Annotated in this window: 12 protein-coding genes; 8 read left to right on the top strand and 4 right to left on the bottom strand. The window is 55.6% G+C overall.

Annotation, left to right across the window (positions count from 1 at the left end):
• Positions 1–28 precede the first annotated feature (28 nt).
• From BLO51_RS04225 to BLO51_RS04215, 3 genes are read right to left on the bottom strand one after another with little or no spacing between them, the layout of a single operon-like run.
• Positions 29–1,006: an electron transfer flavoprotein subunit alpha/FixB family protein gene (locus BLO51_RS04225; RefSeq protein ID WP_090667242.1), complete on the bottom strand. Its 978-nt coding sequence runs from the start codon at positions 1,004–1,006 to the stop codon at positions 29–31.
• A 22-nt stretch (positions 1,007–1,028) separates the two neighbouring features.
• The gene (locus tag BLO51_RS04220) at positions 1,029–1,796 is read right to left on the bottom strand and encodes an electron transfer flavoprotein subunit beta/FixA family protein (RefSeq protein ID WP_090667239.1); all 768 of its coding nucleotides are present in this window, start codon (positions 1,794–1,796) and stop codon (positions 1,029–1,031) included.
• A gap of 44 nt (positions 1,797–1,840) precedes the next feature.
• On the bottom strand, positions 1,841–2,425 hold the full coding sequence (locus tag BLO51_RS04215; RefSeq protein WP_090667236.1) for a fatty acid metabolism transcriptional regulator FadR: 585 nt from the start codon (positions 2,423–2,425) through the stop codon (positions 1,841–1,843).
• 196 nt (positions 2,426–2,621) lie between these two features.
• Between BLO51_RS04215 and BLO51_RS04210 the strand changes: the two genes are divergently transcribed.
• From BLO51_RS04210 to BLO51_RS04180, 7 genes are all read left to right on the top strand, one after another.
• On the top strand, positions 2,622–4,799 hold the full coding sequence (locus BLO51_RS04210; RefSeq protein ID WP_090667566.1) for a (Fe-S)-binding protein: 2,178 nt from the start codon (positions 2,622–2,624) through the stop codon (positions 4,797–4,799).
• Positions 4,800–4,967: 168 nt separating this feature from the next.
• Positions 4,968–7,364, top strand: coding sequence for a 3-hydroxyacyl-CoA dehydrogenase/enoyl-CoA hydratase family protein (locus tag BLO51_RS04205; RefSeq protein ID WP_090667233.1), 2,397 nt, complete (start codon positions 4,968–4,970; stop codon positions 7,362–7,364).
• Positions 7,365–7,387: 23 nt separating this feature from the next.
• Positions 7,388–8,572, top strand: a complete 1,185-nt coding sequence (locus BLO51_RS04200) for an acetyl-CoA C-acyltransferase (protein ID WP_090667230.1) — start codon at positions 7,388–7,390, stop codon at positions 8,570–8,572.
• A 35-nt stretch (positions 8,573–8,607) separates the two neighbouring features.
• A complete protein-coding gene (locus tag BLO51_RS04195; RefSeq protein WP_090667227.1) occupies positions 8,608–10,389 on the top strand; it encodes an acyl-CoA dehydrogenase family protein in 1,782 nt (593 codons plus the stop codon).
• A gap of 16 nt (positions 10,390–10,405) precedes the next feature.
• Complete coding sequence (locus BLO51_RS04190) at positions 10,406–12,103, top strand: AMP-binding protein (RefSeq protein WP_090667223.1); 1,698 nt, start codon at positions 10,406–10,408, stop codon at positions 12,101–12,103.
• Positions 12,104–12,136: 33 nt separating this feature from the next.
• Positions 12,137–12,562, top strand: a complete 426-nt coding sequence (locus tag BLO51_RS04185; protein WP_143006818.1) for a PaaI family thioesterase — start codon at positions 12,137–12,139, stop codon at positions 12,560–12,562.
• Positions 12,563–12,612: 50 nt separating this feature from the next.
• Complete coding sequence (locus tag BLO51_RS04180; RefSeq protein ID WP_090667220.1) at positions 12,613–12,933, top strand: SCP2 sterol-binding domain-containing protein; 321 nt, start codon at positions 12,613–12,615, stop codon at positions 12,931–12,933.
• Between the two features lie 51 nt (positions 12,934–12,984).
• On the opposite strand, the gene BLO51_RS04175 is transcribed toward BLO51_RS04180, so the two are convergent.
• On the bottom strand, positions 12,985–13,464 hold the full coding sequence (locus BLO51_RS04175) for an Lrp/AsnC family transcriptional regulator (RefSeq protein WP_090667217.1): 480 nt from the start codon (positions 13,462–13,464) through the stop codon (positions 12,985–12,987).
• 242 nt (positions 13,465–13,706) lie between these two features.
• Here BLO51_RS04175 and BLO51_RS04170 point away from each other — a divergent pair, with 242 nt between their 5' ends.
• Positions 13,707–14,618: a DMT family transporter gene (locus BLO51_RS04170; RefSeq protein WP_090667213.1), complete on the top strand. Its 912-nt coding sequence runs from the start codon at positions 13,707–13,709 to the stop codon at positions 14,616–14,618.
• The last annotated feature ends 45 nt before the right edge of the window (positions 14,619–14,663 follow it).

Raw genomic sequence — 14,663 nt, 5'->3', positions numbered from 1 at the left:
TTTTTGGCAGAGGTCTGGGCCTGTCGTTTTAAGCGAGCACTTTCTTGAACTCTTGAGTGAGCAGCGGGACGATCTCGAACAGATCGCCGACGATGCCGTAATCGGCGATTTTGAAGATCGGCGCTTCCGGGTCTTTATTGATCGCGATAATGACGCGCGACTGGCTCATCCCGGCCAAATGCTGGATGGCGCCGCTGATGCCGCAGGCGATATAAACCTCCGGCGTTACGACTTTGCCGGTCTGTCCGATCTGCAGCGCGTAGTCGCAGTAGCCTGCGTCGCAAGCGCCGCGGGAGGCACCGACGGCGGCGTTCAGCGCTTCGGCCAGCGGTTCAAGCGTGCGGAACCCGTCGGCGCTCTTCACGCCTCGGCCGCCGGATATAACGATTTTCGCTTCCGTCAGATCGACTTTCCCCGACGCTTTGTGCACCACGTCCTTCACGACGGAACGCAGGTCGGCAGCGGGGGAGAATGGAGTGGCCGCCATTTCCGCTTGCGAGCCGGAGACGGCCTCGGCGGCGGGCACGTTATTCGGCCGAATCGTCATGACCATCGGGCCTTGGGTAAACCGTTTCTTCTCGAACGCTTTGCCTGCGTAAAGCGGACGCGTGAAGGAAAGGCCGTCGCCCGTCTTCTCCAGCGCGATGACGTCGGAAATTTGCCCGGCCTGCAAGTGTGCGGCGATCTTGGGCGCCAGGTCGCGGCCGATGGCGGTGTGGCCGAACAGAACGGCGTGCGGATTCGTCGTGTCAAGAATGCCAGCCAATGCGGAGAAATAGGTCTCCGGATTATAGTGAGCGAGCTCTGCGTGGTCGACGGACACGACCTGGTCGACGCCATAGCCCGACAGTTCCTGGGCAAACGCGGACAGTCCGTGGCCGAGAAGCGCCGCCACGATCCGGTCGCCGTCGTCTTTGGCCAGCCGGGCCGCTTGAATCGTTTCAAAGGTAACTTGACGGAGCTTGCCGCCCCGGATTTCCGCAAAGATCACATAGGTTTTGCTCATATCGATTTCCCTCCCTTTGGCATTAAAGCGCTTTGGCTTCCGTACGAAGCAGGTGAACGAGCTGCGCGACTTGCTGCTGCGGATCGCCCTGCAGCACTTGTCCCGCTTTGCGCTCCGGCGGGAGTGAGAGGGTATCGCGCGCCGTCTTCGAGGCGATGTCCGCTTCGGTTAAGCCCAAGTCATCCAGCGTTAGCTGCTGGAACGGCTTTTTCTTCGCTTTCATGATGCCGGGCAAGGAAGGATAGCGGGGCTCGTTCAAGCCTTGCTGCGCCGTGAACAAGGCAGGCAGCGCGACCTCCAGCGTCTCGGTGTCCCCTTCGGCGTCACGCTGCGCCGCCGCTCGGCCGCCGCTCAGTTCCAGCTTCACGACGGAGGAGACGTGCGGGATGTTCAGCAGGTGGGCGACGCGGATCGCAACCTGTCCTGCGCCGTGATCGACGGAGAAATTGCCGCCGAGCACAAGATCGTACGATTGCTTCCCGAGGTAAGCCGCAAGCACCTTGGACACGGCGAACTCGTCGCCGGAGATGCGCTCGTCCGAGATCAGCACCGCTTCGTCCGCGCCCATCGCCAGCGCAGTCCGGAGCGCTTCGGCGCAGCGCTCCGGACCGATCGAGACGACGATAATGCTGCCGCCATGCTCTTCCTTCAGCCGGATCGCTTCCTCTACGGCATATTCGTCGTACGGATTGATGACGAATTTCGCCCCGTCCTCGGATACCTCGCCGTCACGGATAACGATTTTTTCCTCCGTATCGAACGTTTGCTTCATCAATACATAAATGTTCATAAGTCCAATGCCCCTCCCATACAAAATAAAGACAATATAACGTATTAAGCCTTCAACCCTTGTATGAAAAACTCTACGGTTTTATCGACCTGCGCCGTGAGCGAATATTTACGGCCGGCGATCAACCATGAAGTGACTACCTCGTCCATGGAGCCAAACACGAGCAGGCGCGTCAGCTTGACGTCCAGGTTGGCCCGGAAGATGCCTTGTTCGATGCCTTGGCGCAGCATCTTTTCGATCAGCTCGATATACGTTTTGACGACAAGGCCGATTTCCTTGCGCAGCGCCAGCGAGCTTTGCCGCAGCTCGATTTGGGTGACGAACGCCAGATCGACGTTTTGCTCCAGCATCGTGTAGTGGATCTCGCAAATTTTGCGCAGCGCCTCGTCCGCAGAGTCCGTCTCCTTGATGCTGCTGTGAAATTGACCGACTAGGTCGCCCAATTTTTTTTGGAAGAGAGAAATAAGAATGTCTTCCTTGTTTTTAAAATATAAATAAATCGTTCCGTCTGCTACGCCGGCTTCCTTGGCAATCCGGGAAACCTGCGCGTTATGATAGCCGTTTTCGGCGATGACTTTCAGCGCCGCATCCAGTATCAAATTGTGCTTCTCCATTTTTTTGCTTGCCATCCAATCACCACCATGTTATTATTCAGTCAGAAACTGAATGAGTATTCATTCATTTCAATTTCATCTTATGAGAAACGCTGCTGCTTGTCAATGTGTTTTGCTCATAAGATTTTTATGGGGGCCTAATGTTATCGCTTTCAAACAAGCATGCCACAGCTTGGACCTAATCGGACGGAAAGGATGGATATAACAAATGATGTGGCTCATCGTGAACCTGCTTGCCTTTCTTGCTGTAACAGCGTACGCAATCCGCCTGTTTTGGAAAGCCGTGTCTCACCGCTACGTTTATATGAAGCTCGGGCAGCCCGTAGATTTCCGGCAGCAGGGCAAGGAGCGGCTGGGCGAGTTTATGGCCGAAATATTCGGCCAGAAGAAGCTGCTGAAGGACAAAAAAAGCGGAATCATGCACTTTGTTATTTTTTACGGCTTCATCATCCTGCAGTTCGGTGCTCTGGATCTGATCGTGAAGGGGCTGCGCGGAGGGGCAAGCGTATCCTTCCCCGGGTACGCCGTCTTCGGTCTGCTGCAGGAAATTACGGTATTCTCGATCCTCGTGGCGATGGGGTATGCAGTCTACCGCCGCTATGTGGAGAACCTGCCCCGCCTGAAAAAAGGCTGGAAGCCGAGCATCGTCGTCTTCTTTATTTTCGGCTTGATGCTGTCCGTGTTGCTGTCGCTCGCCTTCGAGCGGCTCTGGCTTGGCTCGCATACAAGCGCAGCCTACACGCCGATCTCCTCCGCGATTGCGGCGGCGTTCGAAGGCTTATCCGGCCAGACGGCGGCGGTGCTGTTCTATGTATGCTGGTGGCTCCACCTGCTGATTTTGCTGGCATTTCTCGTATATGTGCCGCAATCGAAGCATTTTCATATTTTGACCGCGCCTATTAATATATGGTTCCGCCGCAAGGAGCCGGTAGGGCGGCTGAAAAAGCTGGATCTGGAAGACGAAGAAGCCGAGTCGTTCGGCGTCGGCAAGATCGAGGATTTTACGCAGAAGCAGATGCTGGACTTCTACGCCTGCGTCGAATGCGGGCGCTGTACGAATGTGTGCCCGGCCTCGAACACCGGCAAGACGCTTTCGCCGATGCACTTGATCGTCAAGCTGCGCGATCATCTGACGGAAAAAGGCACGGCGGTGACGTCCAAGTCCCCGTGGGTGCCGGAATACGCGTTCTCCGCTGCGGGGGCCCATTCGATGGCGGCGGCCGAGCCGGGCGTCCGGTGGGAGACCGAAGGGATCACCGATATTCGTCCGACGCTGGCATGGCAGCAGAACGCATGGAAGGTGCGGGAGAAGCCGGCAGAGGAAGCCGAGCTGATCGGCGATGTGATGACCGAGGACGAGATCTGGTCCTGTACGACATGCCGCAACTGCGAAGACCAATGTCCGGTCGGCAACGAGCACGTGGACAAAATTATCGATCTGCGCAGGCATCTCGTCCTGATGCAGGGCAGCATGCCGCATGAAGGCCAGCGCGCGATGCAAAATATCGAGCGGCAGGGCAACCCGTGGGGACTCAGCCGCAGCGACCGGGTGAAGTGGACCGGGGAAATCGACGGCATTGCGGTTCCGACGGTCAAGGAAAACCCGGATTTCGAGTACTTGTTCTTCGTCGGCTCGATGGGCTCCTATGATTTGCGCAGCCGCAAAATATCGCGGGCGTTTGTCCGGCTGCTTCACGAGGCCGGCGTCAGCTTCGCGATTCTCGGCAACGAGGAGAAAAATTCCGGCGACACGCCGCGCAGGCTTGGCAACGAAATGCTGTTCCAGCAATTGTGCGCGGAAAATATCGCCGTTTTCGAGAAATATGGCGTCAAAAAAATCGTCACCGCTTGTCCGCATACGTACAACACGCTCAAAAACGAGTACCCGGACTTCGGGCTGGAGGGCGTGGAGGTGCTTCACCATACGGAGCTGCTGGACCGGCTTATCCGGTCGGGCAAGCTGACGCCGCGCCATGCGGTGAACGAGCGGATCACGTATCACGATTCGTGTTACCTAGGCCGCTACAACAACGTTTACGAGCAGCCCCGCAACGTGCTGCGTGCGATCCCCGGCGTCGAGCTCGTCGAGATGGAGCGCACCCGCGAGAACGGGATGTGCTGCGGAGCGGGCGGCGGCATGATGTGGATGGAGGAAACGTCGGGCAAGCGCGTCAATCTGGCGCGGACCGAGCAGGCGCTCGAAACGAACCCGACGGTCATCAGCAGCGCGTGCCCGTTCTGTCTGACGATGATGGAGGACGGCACGAAGATGAAGGAAGCGGAAGACCGCGTCAAGGCGAGAGATATCGCCGAAATACTGGAGCAATCCGTATTCGGCGAATCCCATATACAACCGGCGAACGATGCAATCGGCGTGGGCGGATCATAAGACCGGCCTCCGCTGTCCCCGCAAGGCGAATGCTTAGTGGGGACGGCGGGTGCTGATAGGTTACGCAATGAAATTCGCCTGCCCGGCTGCAAGACGCCGCCGAATGCTTTACTCACACGTTTGTTCAAGCAATCTATATCAAAAACGTATTGGGAGGTAAGCAATATCATGATGAGATCGATACGCAAAGCAGCCGTCATCGGGTCGGGTGTCATGGGCTCCGGCATTGCCGCTCATCTGGCAAACGCTGGAATTCCCTGCCTGCTGCTCGACATCGTTCCGAAGCAGCTGACGGAAGAGGAAGCGGCCAAAGGGCTCACGCTGGAGCATCCTGCCGTGCGCAGCCGATTGGCTGTTCAAGCGATAGCCAAGCTGAAAAAGACGAAGCCCGCGCCGCTGTACGACGCTACTTTCGCAGAGCGCATCACGCCGGGCAATCTGGAGGATCATTTGGCGCAAATTGCGGACGTCGACTGGGTCATTGAAGTGATCGTCGAAAATTTGGACGCCAAGAAACAACTGCTCAGAAAGATTGAGGCGCACTGGAAAGAAGGCACCGTCGTCAGCTCGAATACGTCCGGCATTTCGATCAATGCCATGTCCGCCGAATGCGGCGAAGCGTTCAAGCGCCATTTTCTCGGCACGCACTTTTTCAATCCTCCGCGTTATATGAAGCTGCTAGAGGTGATTCCAGGCAAGCATACCGACCCGGCCATCGTCAGCGGCATGAAGCAATTTTGCGAGAACCGCCTCGGCAAAGGCGTCGTACTGGCTAAAGATACGCCGAACTTCATTGCCAACCGGATCGGTACGTACGGGCTGCTCGTCACGCTGCAGGAAATGCAGGAGAAGGGGTACCGCGTCGAAGAGGTGGACGCCGTGACGGGTCCGGCGCTCGGCCGCCCGAAAAGCGCGACGTTCCGAACGCTCGATCTCGTTGGACTCGACACCTTCGTGCACGTGGCGAATAACGTATATGAGAACGTCTCGGACGAAGCCGAAAAGGCCGTGTTTGCCGAATCGCCCGTGCTGCGCGGCATGGTGGACAAAGGCTGGCTCGGCGAGAAGTCGGGACAAGGCTTTTATTTGAAGAAAAAAGGGCCGAACGGCAGCGAAATTTTGTCGCTCGACTTCTCGACCATGGACTATGTGCCGCAGAAAAAAGCGGCATCCGCCTCGCTGGAAGCGGCGAAGCTGGCGAAGGGCGCGCGGGAGAAAACGAAGGCGCTGCTCGGAGCGGGCGACCGTTATTCCGAGCTGGCGTGGAACATTTTGAAGAAGGTGCTTGTGTACTCGGCCGCCAAGCTCGGTGAAATTGCCGATTCGATCCGCGAAATCGACGAAGCGATGAAATGGGGCTTCGGTTGGGAGCTCGGTCCGTTCGAAACGTGGGACGCCATTGGACTGGTCCGGTCGGTCGAGCGGATGGAAGCGGAAGGTACGACCGTTCCCGGCTGGGTGAAGGAGTGGATCGCGCAGGGCAACACGTCGTTCTACAAGAAGCAGGAAGGCGCAACGTTCTATGTACACGGCGGGCAGCATAAGGAGCTGGAAACGGCGCCGGAGGTCATCTCGCTGCGCAGCCTGAAGGAACAGAACCGCGTCGTGAAATCCAACAGCGGCGCCAGCCTGATCGATCTTGGCGACGGGGTCGCGTGCCTCGAATTCCACTCGCCGAACAATGCGATCGGGGCGGACATTTTGACGATGATCCAGCAAAGCCTGAACGAAGTGCGAAGCAACTACGACGGGCTTGTCATCGCCAACCAGGGGCGGAACTTCTGCGTGGGCGCGAATCTGATGATTTTGCTTATGGAAGCGCAGGACGAGGAATGGGATGAAATCGACAGCATCATCCACCAGTTCCAGAACACGATGTACAAGGTAAAACGGTTCGAAAAGCCGGTCGTGGCGGCGCCGCACCGGATGGCGCTTGGCGGCGGCGTGGAGGCGTGCATGCCGGCGGATCAGATCGTCGCTTCGGCGGAGACGTACTTCGGCCTGGTGGAGGTCGGCGTTGGCCTGATTCCGGCCGGGGGCGGCTGCAAGGAGATGGCGCTTCGCATAAGCCAGCATGCCGCGCATCCGGACGCCGATCTGCAGCCGTACTTGAACCAAGCGTTCGAGACGATCGGCACGGCGAAGGTATCGGCCAGCGGCCACGATGCGTTCAAGCTGGGGCTGTTCAAGCCGGCGGACCGGGTCGTCATCAATCAGGACCACTTGATTCACGAAGCGAAGCAGTCCGTTCTGGGTATGGTGAAGGCAGGCTACGAGCCGGTTCGCGAAGAAAAAATCCGCGTCGCGGGAGCCGACGGCAAAGCGGTGCTGCAGCTCGGCGCTTATTCGATGCGGCAGAGTGGCTATATCAGCGATCACGATGTGAAAATTGCCAATAAGCTGGCGCACGTGCTGGCCGGAGGCGATGTGCCCGCAGGCTCGCTGGTGACGGAGCAGTACATGCTCGATCTGGAGCGCGAGGCGTTCCTGAGCTTGTGCGGCGAGCAGAAAACGCGGCAGCGCATACAGCACATGTTGTCCAAAGGCAAAGCGCTGCGCAATTAATAATCCCGGGAGAGGTGAAACCCATGAGAGAAGCTGTAATCGTATCGGTTGCCCGCACCGCGGTCGGCAAAGCGAAAAAAGGCCAGTTGGCCCAAACGCGCGCGGAGGATATGGGCAAGGCCGTGCTCGAAGCCGCCGTGGAGCGGGCGCCTGGTCTGAAGAAAGAGGATGTCGAGGATATCATTATCGGCTGCGCGATGCCGGAGGGCGAGCAAGGGCTGAACTTTGCCCGCATCATGTCGCTCTATGCCGGTTTTCCGGTGACCGTTCCGGCGCTCACAGTCAACCGGTTCTGCTCGTCCGGCCTGCAATCGATCGCCTTCGCGGCAGAGCGGATTATGCTCGGTTCAGCCGACGTGATCGTTGCCGGCGGCGTCGAGAGCATGAGCCACGTGCCAATGACCGGATTCAAGCTTTCGCCGAATCCGAAGATCGTGGAACAAATGCCGGAGGTCTATATCGGCATGGGCCATACGGCCGAAAATGTCGCCGAACAGTTCGGCATTTCCCGTGAGGATCAGGACCGGTTCTCCGCGCGTTCCCACGAAAAAGCGGCGGCTGCAATCCGCGACGGGAAATTCCGTGACGAAATCGTTCCGGTGCAGACGCAATGGACGCAAGTGGGCGACAACGGGAAGGTCAAAAGCGAGGCGTTCGCGTTTGATACGGACGAAGGCGTCCGCGCCGAAACGACGGCCCAAGTGCTGGGCAAGCTGAAGCCGTCCTTCAAGCTGAACGGTACGGTAACGGCAGGCAACTCGTCGCAAATGAGCGACGGCGCGGCCGCAGCCGTAGTGATGAGCAAGGAGCGCGCGGAAGCGCTCGGCTTGAAGCCGCTCGCGACGTTCCGTTCGTTCGCGCTGGCCGGGGTGGACCCGGAAATTATGGGCGTCGGGCCAGTGGAGGCGATTCCTAAAGCGCTCCAGATGGCTGGCCTTTCGATCGGCGACGTCGATTTGTTCGAAATCAACGAGGCGTTCGCGTCCCAATGCGTGCACATCATCCGTCAGCTCGGCTTGGACGAAGAGAAGGTCAATGTGAACGGCGGCGCGATCGCGCTGGGTCACCCGCTTGGATGCACGGGCACGAAGCTGACCGCGACGCTGATTCACGAGCTGCGCCGTCGGGGCGGCGGCATCGGCGTCGTCTCCATGTGCATCGGCGGCGGCATGGGCGCGGCCGGTGTGTTCGAGGTTCATGCAGGCTAAACGAAAATCCCAAGAAACGAAGGAGAGATTCGGACATGAGCAAAATGATCAGCAAAGTGGTCGGCGGAAGCTTTATTATCGAAGATATCGATTTTACCCGGGTCGTGACCCCGGAGGACTTTACGGAAGAGCATCGGATGATCGCGCAGACAACGGAAGACTTCGTCGCCGGCGACGTTGCTCCTCACGACGAGGAGATCGAGAAGCTCGATTACGAGTTGTCCGTAAAAATGCTGCGCAAGGCCGGGGAGCTCGGCCTGCTCGGCGCCGACGTGCCGGAAGCGTACGGCGGGCTCGGCCTTGACAAGGTCAGCTCGACGCTAATCAACGAACGGCTGACCAAGGCTTCTGCTTTCGCGCTGACCGTAGGCGCGCACGTCGGAATCGGCACGCTGCCAATCGTGTATTTCGGCACCGAAGCGCAGAAGAAAAAATATTTGCCGCAGCTTTCGACCGGCCAGAAAGTCGCCGCCTACTGCCTGACGGAGCCATCCTCCGGCTCCGACGCGCTGGGCGCCAAGGCGACGGCAGTCTTGTCCGAGGACGGCAGCCATTATATTTTGAACGGGACGAAGCAGTTTATTACGAACGCCGGCTTTGCCGACGTGTTCATCGTGTACGCGAAAGTGAACGGAACCGACTTCAGCACGTTCATCGTCGAGCGGACGATGGAAGGCGTGAGCATCGGACCGGAAGAGAAGAAGATGGGTATCAAAGGCTCGTCCACATGCCCGCTCATTCTGGAAGATGTGAAGGTGCCGGTAGAAAACCTGCTGTGGGAGGCTGGCAAGGGCCACCTGATCGCCTTTAACATCTTGAACATCGGCCGCTTCAAGCTTGCCGCAGGCTGCGTCGGAGCCGCCAAGGATTCGATTGAGCTTTCGGCCAAATATGCCAACGAGCGGACGCAGTTCGGACGCAAAATTTCGTCCTTCCCGCTCATCGGAGCCAAGCTGGCCGACATGAACACCCGTACGTACGTGCTGGAAAGCATGGTGTACCGGACCGCAGGCTTGTTCGACGAAGGCTTGAGTGAAGTCGATCATGGCAGCGCCAACGTTGGGCAGCAATCGGCCAAGGCGATCGCCGAGTATGCGCTGGAATGCTCGATCAACAAAGTGTTCGGCTCCGAGACGCTGGACTTCGTGGCCGACGAGGGCGTGCAGATTCACGGCGGCTACGGGTTTACTCAGGAATACCGGATCGAGCGCATTTACCGGGATTCCCGCATTAACCGCATTTTCGAAGGCACGAACGAAATTAACCGGCTGCTGATCCCCGGAACGCTGATCAAGCGCGCCATGAAGGGGGAACTGCCTTTGATGCAAAAAGCGATGGGGCTGCAGTCCGAGCTGCTGTCTCTGGTGCCGGGGCAGACGTTCGAAGGAACGCTGGAGCAGGAGAACCACTTGCTGGCTATGGCGAAAAAAATATTTCTTATGGTCGGTGCGCAAGCGGTGCAAAAATATCAAACGAAGCTGGACCAGGAGCAGGAAATTTTGAGCCGCCTGGCCGATATCATGATTTCCGTCTTCACGATGGAAAGCGCGCTGCTGCGCACGAAGAAGCTGATCGCCGCAGGCGGCGAAGGAAAAGCCCTGAACGCCATCGACATGACGACCGTCTTCTTCCACGAATCGTTCGCGCGGATTGAGGAATGGGCGAAAGAAGCGCTGGCCGCGATGGAATCCGGCGACATGCTGCGCACCCAATTGTCCGTCCTGAAAAAACTGACCCGCAAAACCCCGATCAATGCGATCGAGATCAAGCGTGAAATCGCTTCTCGCGTCATCGAAGCTGAAAAATACGTAGTTTAAGCTTGAAACCTGACAAATGGGGTGGTCGAACTTGTCCGACAAGCCATGGTTAAGACATTATCCTGTCGAAGTACCATCGACCTGCGAATACCCGAAGCAAAATTTAGCGCATTTTTTGGTACAAACGGCTTCGGACTATCCGAACCATACGGCCTTATACTTTTTGGGCAAAAAAATATCGTACCGTCAACTGCTTCAATCCGTTTACCGCTTTGCGAACGCCCTTGCGAACCTGGGCGTTCGCAGGGGGGACCGGGTCGCGGTAATGCTGCCCAATTGCCCACAGGCGGTTATCGCCTACTACGGAACGATGCTGATGGGCGGCATCGTCGTCATGACCAATCCGATGTATATGCCGCGGGAGCTGGAGTACCAGATGAAGGACTCCGGCGCCCAGGCCATCGTTACGCTCGATCTGCTGTATGAACGCGTCGCGAAGGTGGTCCCGCTGATCGGGATCAAGCATGTGATCGTCACTTCCATCAAAGACTATCTTCCTTTTCCCAAGAACGTGCTTTATCCGTTAAAGGCCAAAAAAGACAATCTGAAACGCGACGTTGTCTATGGAAACGGCGTCGTTGCGTTTATGGAGCTGCTGGAGCAGGCGACGGTAACGCCTCAGGAGGCGAAGGTCGATGCCGACCGCGATCTGGCGCTGCTTCAATATACCGGCGGCACGACCGGTATTCCGAAGGGCGTCATGCTGACGCACACGAATCTGATCGCCAATACGATGCAAAGCCGGCTTTGGTCGTACCGTTCGCAAATTGCGAAAGAAACGTATTTGGCGGTCCTGCCCTTTTTCCATGTGTTTGGGATGACGGTGCTGCTGAATCAGTCCATTTATATGGCAGGCACCTTGATTTTGCTTCCCCGCTACGAGGTCAATCAAGTGCTGCAAACGATCGACAAGCTGAGGCCGACCATTTTTCCCGGCGCGCCGACGATGTATATTTCGCTCATTCATCATCAGAATATTAAGCGTTTCGACTTGTCGTCCATCCAGTTCTGTATCAGCGGCTCGGCTGCTTTGCCGCTGGAAGTGCAGGAATCGTTCGAATCGATTACGGACGGCAAGCTGATCGAAGGGTACGGCTTGACCGAAGCGTCCCCTGTGACGCATGCCAATAACATTTGGGAGAAGCGGAAGCTGGGCTCCATCGGGATTCCGTTCCCTGATACGGAGGCCCGGATCGTGAACCCGGAGACAGGCGAGGAACTGCTGGTAGGCGAAATCGGAGAGCTGACGGTCCGCGGCCCGCAGGTCATGAAGGGCTACTGGAACAAGCCGGAGGAAACCGCGAAAGTATTGAAGGACGGCTGGCTGTATACGGGAGATTTGGGCCGAATGGACGAGGAAGGGTATTTTTACATTTTGGACCGGCGCAAGGACATGATTATTGCGAGCGGTTACAATATTTATCCGCGTGAGGTAGAAGAGGTATTGTACGAGCATCCCGATGTCGAAGAGGCGGTCGTCGCCGGAATCATCGACACCTACCGCGGAGAAACGGTCAAGGCGTATATCGTGCTCAAGCCCGGGGCGAAGGGCGATGCCGATGCGTTCAAGGCTTGGTGCAAGGAGCGGCTTGCGGCGTACAAGGTGCCGAAGCAGTACGAGTTCCGGGACAGCTTGCCGAAAACGATCGTCGGAAAAGTGCTTCGCCACAAGCTGGCGGAGGAAGAAGCGGAGAAGCTCAAGAAAAACGGCTAGGACGCTACATTTTATTTTCCGGGAGGGCCTGGTATGGACAATCAAGCATCGGCATTTCTCAACCGCCTGGAACAAGCGGCACGCGGATCGTTCTGGGAACATATCGGAGCCCGGATCGATACGTTCGCTCCGGATCGGGCGTCCGTATCGCTGAGCATCCAGCCGCATCATCATAATTTGATTGGCATTGCTCACGGCGGCGTTCACGCTACGCTGCTCGATTCCGCCATGGGGCTGGTCGCCATGGCAGTGAAGCCGAACGAGAACGTCGTCACGACGAACCTGAATCTGCATTATTTGGCCCCGATCGCCCAGGGGGAGATGAGAGTCACCGCCGAGATCCTACACAGCTCGGGACGGATGATCACCATGCAAGGGCATGTGTATGACGAAGATGGGCAGCTCTGTGCCTTCGGCACCGGAACGTTCCGTATCGTCGAATGGCGGGGGAACCAGTAACCGGATCGGTACGGCCCTATCATTTGGGAGGAAGGAGAGTAGGACGGCAAATGTCGGTTAAGGAATGTTTAAAGGAGATGGTAGAGCGGATGCAGGCGAATCCGGAGCCGATCCAGCCGCTTCATTACGTGTATCAGTTCGATCTGGACGAAAACGAGCCGTTTCAGGTCCGCTTCGATTCCGGCACCGTCGAAGTGCTGGAAGGAACGCCCCATCCGGCCGACTGCACGCTGAAGCTGTCGGCGTCCAATTTCGTTAAGCTGCTTCGCAACGATTTGAACACGACGATGGCGTTTATGCTCGGATCGCTCAAAGTGGACGGACGTGTAGGCTTGGCTTTGAAGCTTCAGGAAATTTTGAAGGCGTATTGAATCGGCGGCCGCCCCCGGCATTTCACCGGGAGGCGGCTTTCTTTACATCTCTTATTTTTCCGATATAGGCAGAACGGTAGAATATTTAATTTCTCTTAACGCCAGACTCGTTTGAATTCGCGCTATGCCGAGCTTATTTAGCTTTCGGATAAAGCTTTCCAATTCCTTGCGGTCTTTGTTCGTTACCTTTAAAAGATAGTCATACTCGCCTGTTAAACAATGACACTCCAATACTTCAGGCATGGAGCTTAATGCCTTCTCCAGAACTTCCAGTTGTTCGGCTTGATGGATATTCGTACTCATAAAAATAAAGCACAATAAATCAAAGCCGAGCTTCTCCTGATTTAAGATTGCAACTTGGCGCTTGATAAACCCTTCACTTTCTAAACGTTTTACCCTTGCATGTGTAGCTGGCGGAGACAAGTTCACCCGTCTTGCAAGCTCGGCATTACTAAGTTGTGCTTCTTTTTGCATCGTATCCAAAATTTGAATATCGACATCATCCAAGACTTTACTTACAAAAGATTCCACGCAGTCTTCTCTCCCTTTACAATTATTCGGAAAACAGGACGGATTCAATTTGGAAAACGAATATAATTCAATAAAATGGCATCTTTGACTTGTATTATTTTGAATTAACTACATCTTACAAAATGATACGCTTTTCAATCAATAAAAATGGTATGATTATTAGTGAATTCAATGTAAATGTCATTGTGCACAATGGCTTCCATTTTTCGCTGTAACGGTGAAAATTTAAAGGAGCTAATGACATGCCGAATAAGTATGTGTTGCTGCTGCTTTTAACAAGCTTGCTGTGGGGAGGAAATTTTGTAGTTGGAAAATCGCTTGTTGGTCATGCTTCACCGATGACTTTGACGAGCATCCGATGGATGATTGCCGTTTTGTGTCTGTTCCCACTCGTCTGGTGGAAAGAAAAAACAATATTCCCCTCGCGGGCCGCCCTTCTTCCGTTGTTTTTGATGGGAGTTACAGGCGTTGTGCTATTTAACCTCTTTCAATTTATGGCGTTGGAACGGACAACCGCGACGAATGCGGGGTTAATTTCCACATTGAATATGATTTCGATTTCCGTTTGTTCCTTTTTGTTTCTAAAAGAAAGAATCAATGTTCTTCAAATATTTTCTATGCTTTTTTCGCTTGTTGGCGTGATTCTTGTTCTTACCAAAGGAAATCTCGATCTGCTTCTGTCTCTTCATTTTAATACGGGCGATTTATGGATGATGGGTTCCGTATGTGTGTGGGGAATCTATTCCGTTTGCAGCAGATGGGTCATGAACAAGACATCGCCCATGAAGTCTACACTTTACTCCGGGATATTCGGACTTATCGTTCTTCTTCCGTTTAACTTCTCCGACTTCACCGTGTCCGACATAAACCTTTCGTTTATTCAATCGATTTTATATACAGGCGTAATCTCTACCGTAGTTTGTATCGTATTTTGGAACATCGGGGTCCAAAAATTAGGCGCGACAACAGCCGGAATGTTTTTGAATTTTAATCCGGTATTCACGGCGGTGTTGGCGTTTATATTTTTAGGAGAACAAATGACGTGGAACCAAGGGATCGGGGGCTGCATGGTGATCATCGGATGCTATTTGTTCTCAGCCTTTAAAACAAAAGCGGTCCCGGAAAGCAATAAACGGCACGATCTTGCTCATTAGCAAACCAGCCAGCTACGGACATAACGAAAGCTAAGCGGTCGTAGT

The sequence above is a fragment of the Paenibacillus tianmuensis genome (genome assembly GCF_900100345.1).
Classification (GTDB): Bacteria; Bacillota; Bacilli; order Paenibacillales; family NBRC-103111; genus Paenibacillus_G; species Paenibacillus_G tianmuensis.
Note: the sequence above shows the minus strand (reverse complement) of the source record. Positions and strands in the feature narration are given on the sequence as shown.

What these genes read in the sequence shown, in the direction of transcription:
- BLO51_RS04185 (WP_143006818.1), top strand. Translation starts at nt 12,137, where the DNA reads ATGGACAATCAAGCATCGGCATTTCTCAACCGCCTGGAACAAGCGGCA.
- BLO51_RS04220 (WP_090667239.1), bottom strand. Translation starts at nt 1,796, where the DNA reads ATGAACATTTATGTATTGATGAAGCAAACGTTCGATACGGAGGAAAAA.
- BLO51_RS04180 (WP_090667220.1), top strand. Translation starts at nt 12,613, where the DNA reads ATGTCGGTTAAGGAATGTTTAAAGGAGATGGTAGAGCGGATGCAGGCG.
- BLO51_RS04225 (WP_090667242.1), bottom strand. Translation starts at nt 1,006, where the DNA reads ATGAGCAAAACCTATGTGATCTTTGCGGAAATCCGGGGCGGCAAGCTC.
- BLO51_RS04195 (WP_090667227.1), top strand. Translation starts at nt 8,608, where the DNA reads ATGAGCAAAATGATCAGCAAAGTGGTCGGCGGAAGCTTTATTATCGAA.
- BLO51_RS04190 (WP_090667223.1), top strand. Translation starts at nt 10,406, where the DNA reads ATGGGGTGGTCGAACTTGTCCGACAAGCCATGGTTAAGACATTATCCT.
- BLO51_RS04205 (WP_090667233.1), top strand. Translation starts at nt 4,968, where the DNA reads ATGATGAGATCGATACGCAAAGCAGCCGTCATCGGGTCGGGTGTCATG.
- BLO51_RS04200 (WP_090667230.1), top strand. Translation starts at nt 7,388, where the DNA reads ATGAGAGAAGCTGTAATCGTATCGGTTGCCCGCACCGCGGTCGGCAAA.
- BLO51_RS04215 (WP_090667236.1), bottom strand. Translation starts at nt 2,425, where the DNA reads ATGGCAAGCAAAAAAATGGAGAAGCACAATTTGATACTGGATGCGGCG.
- BLO51_RS04170 (WP_090667213.1), top strand. Translation starts at nt 13,707, where the DNA reads ATGCCGAATAAGTATGTGTTGCTGCTGCTTTTAACAAGCTTGCTGTGG.
- BLO51_RS04210 (WP_090667566.1), top strand. Translation starts at nt 2,622, where the DNA reads ATGTGGCTCATCGTGAACCTGCTTGCCTTTCTTGCTGTAACAGCGTAC.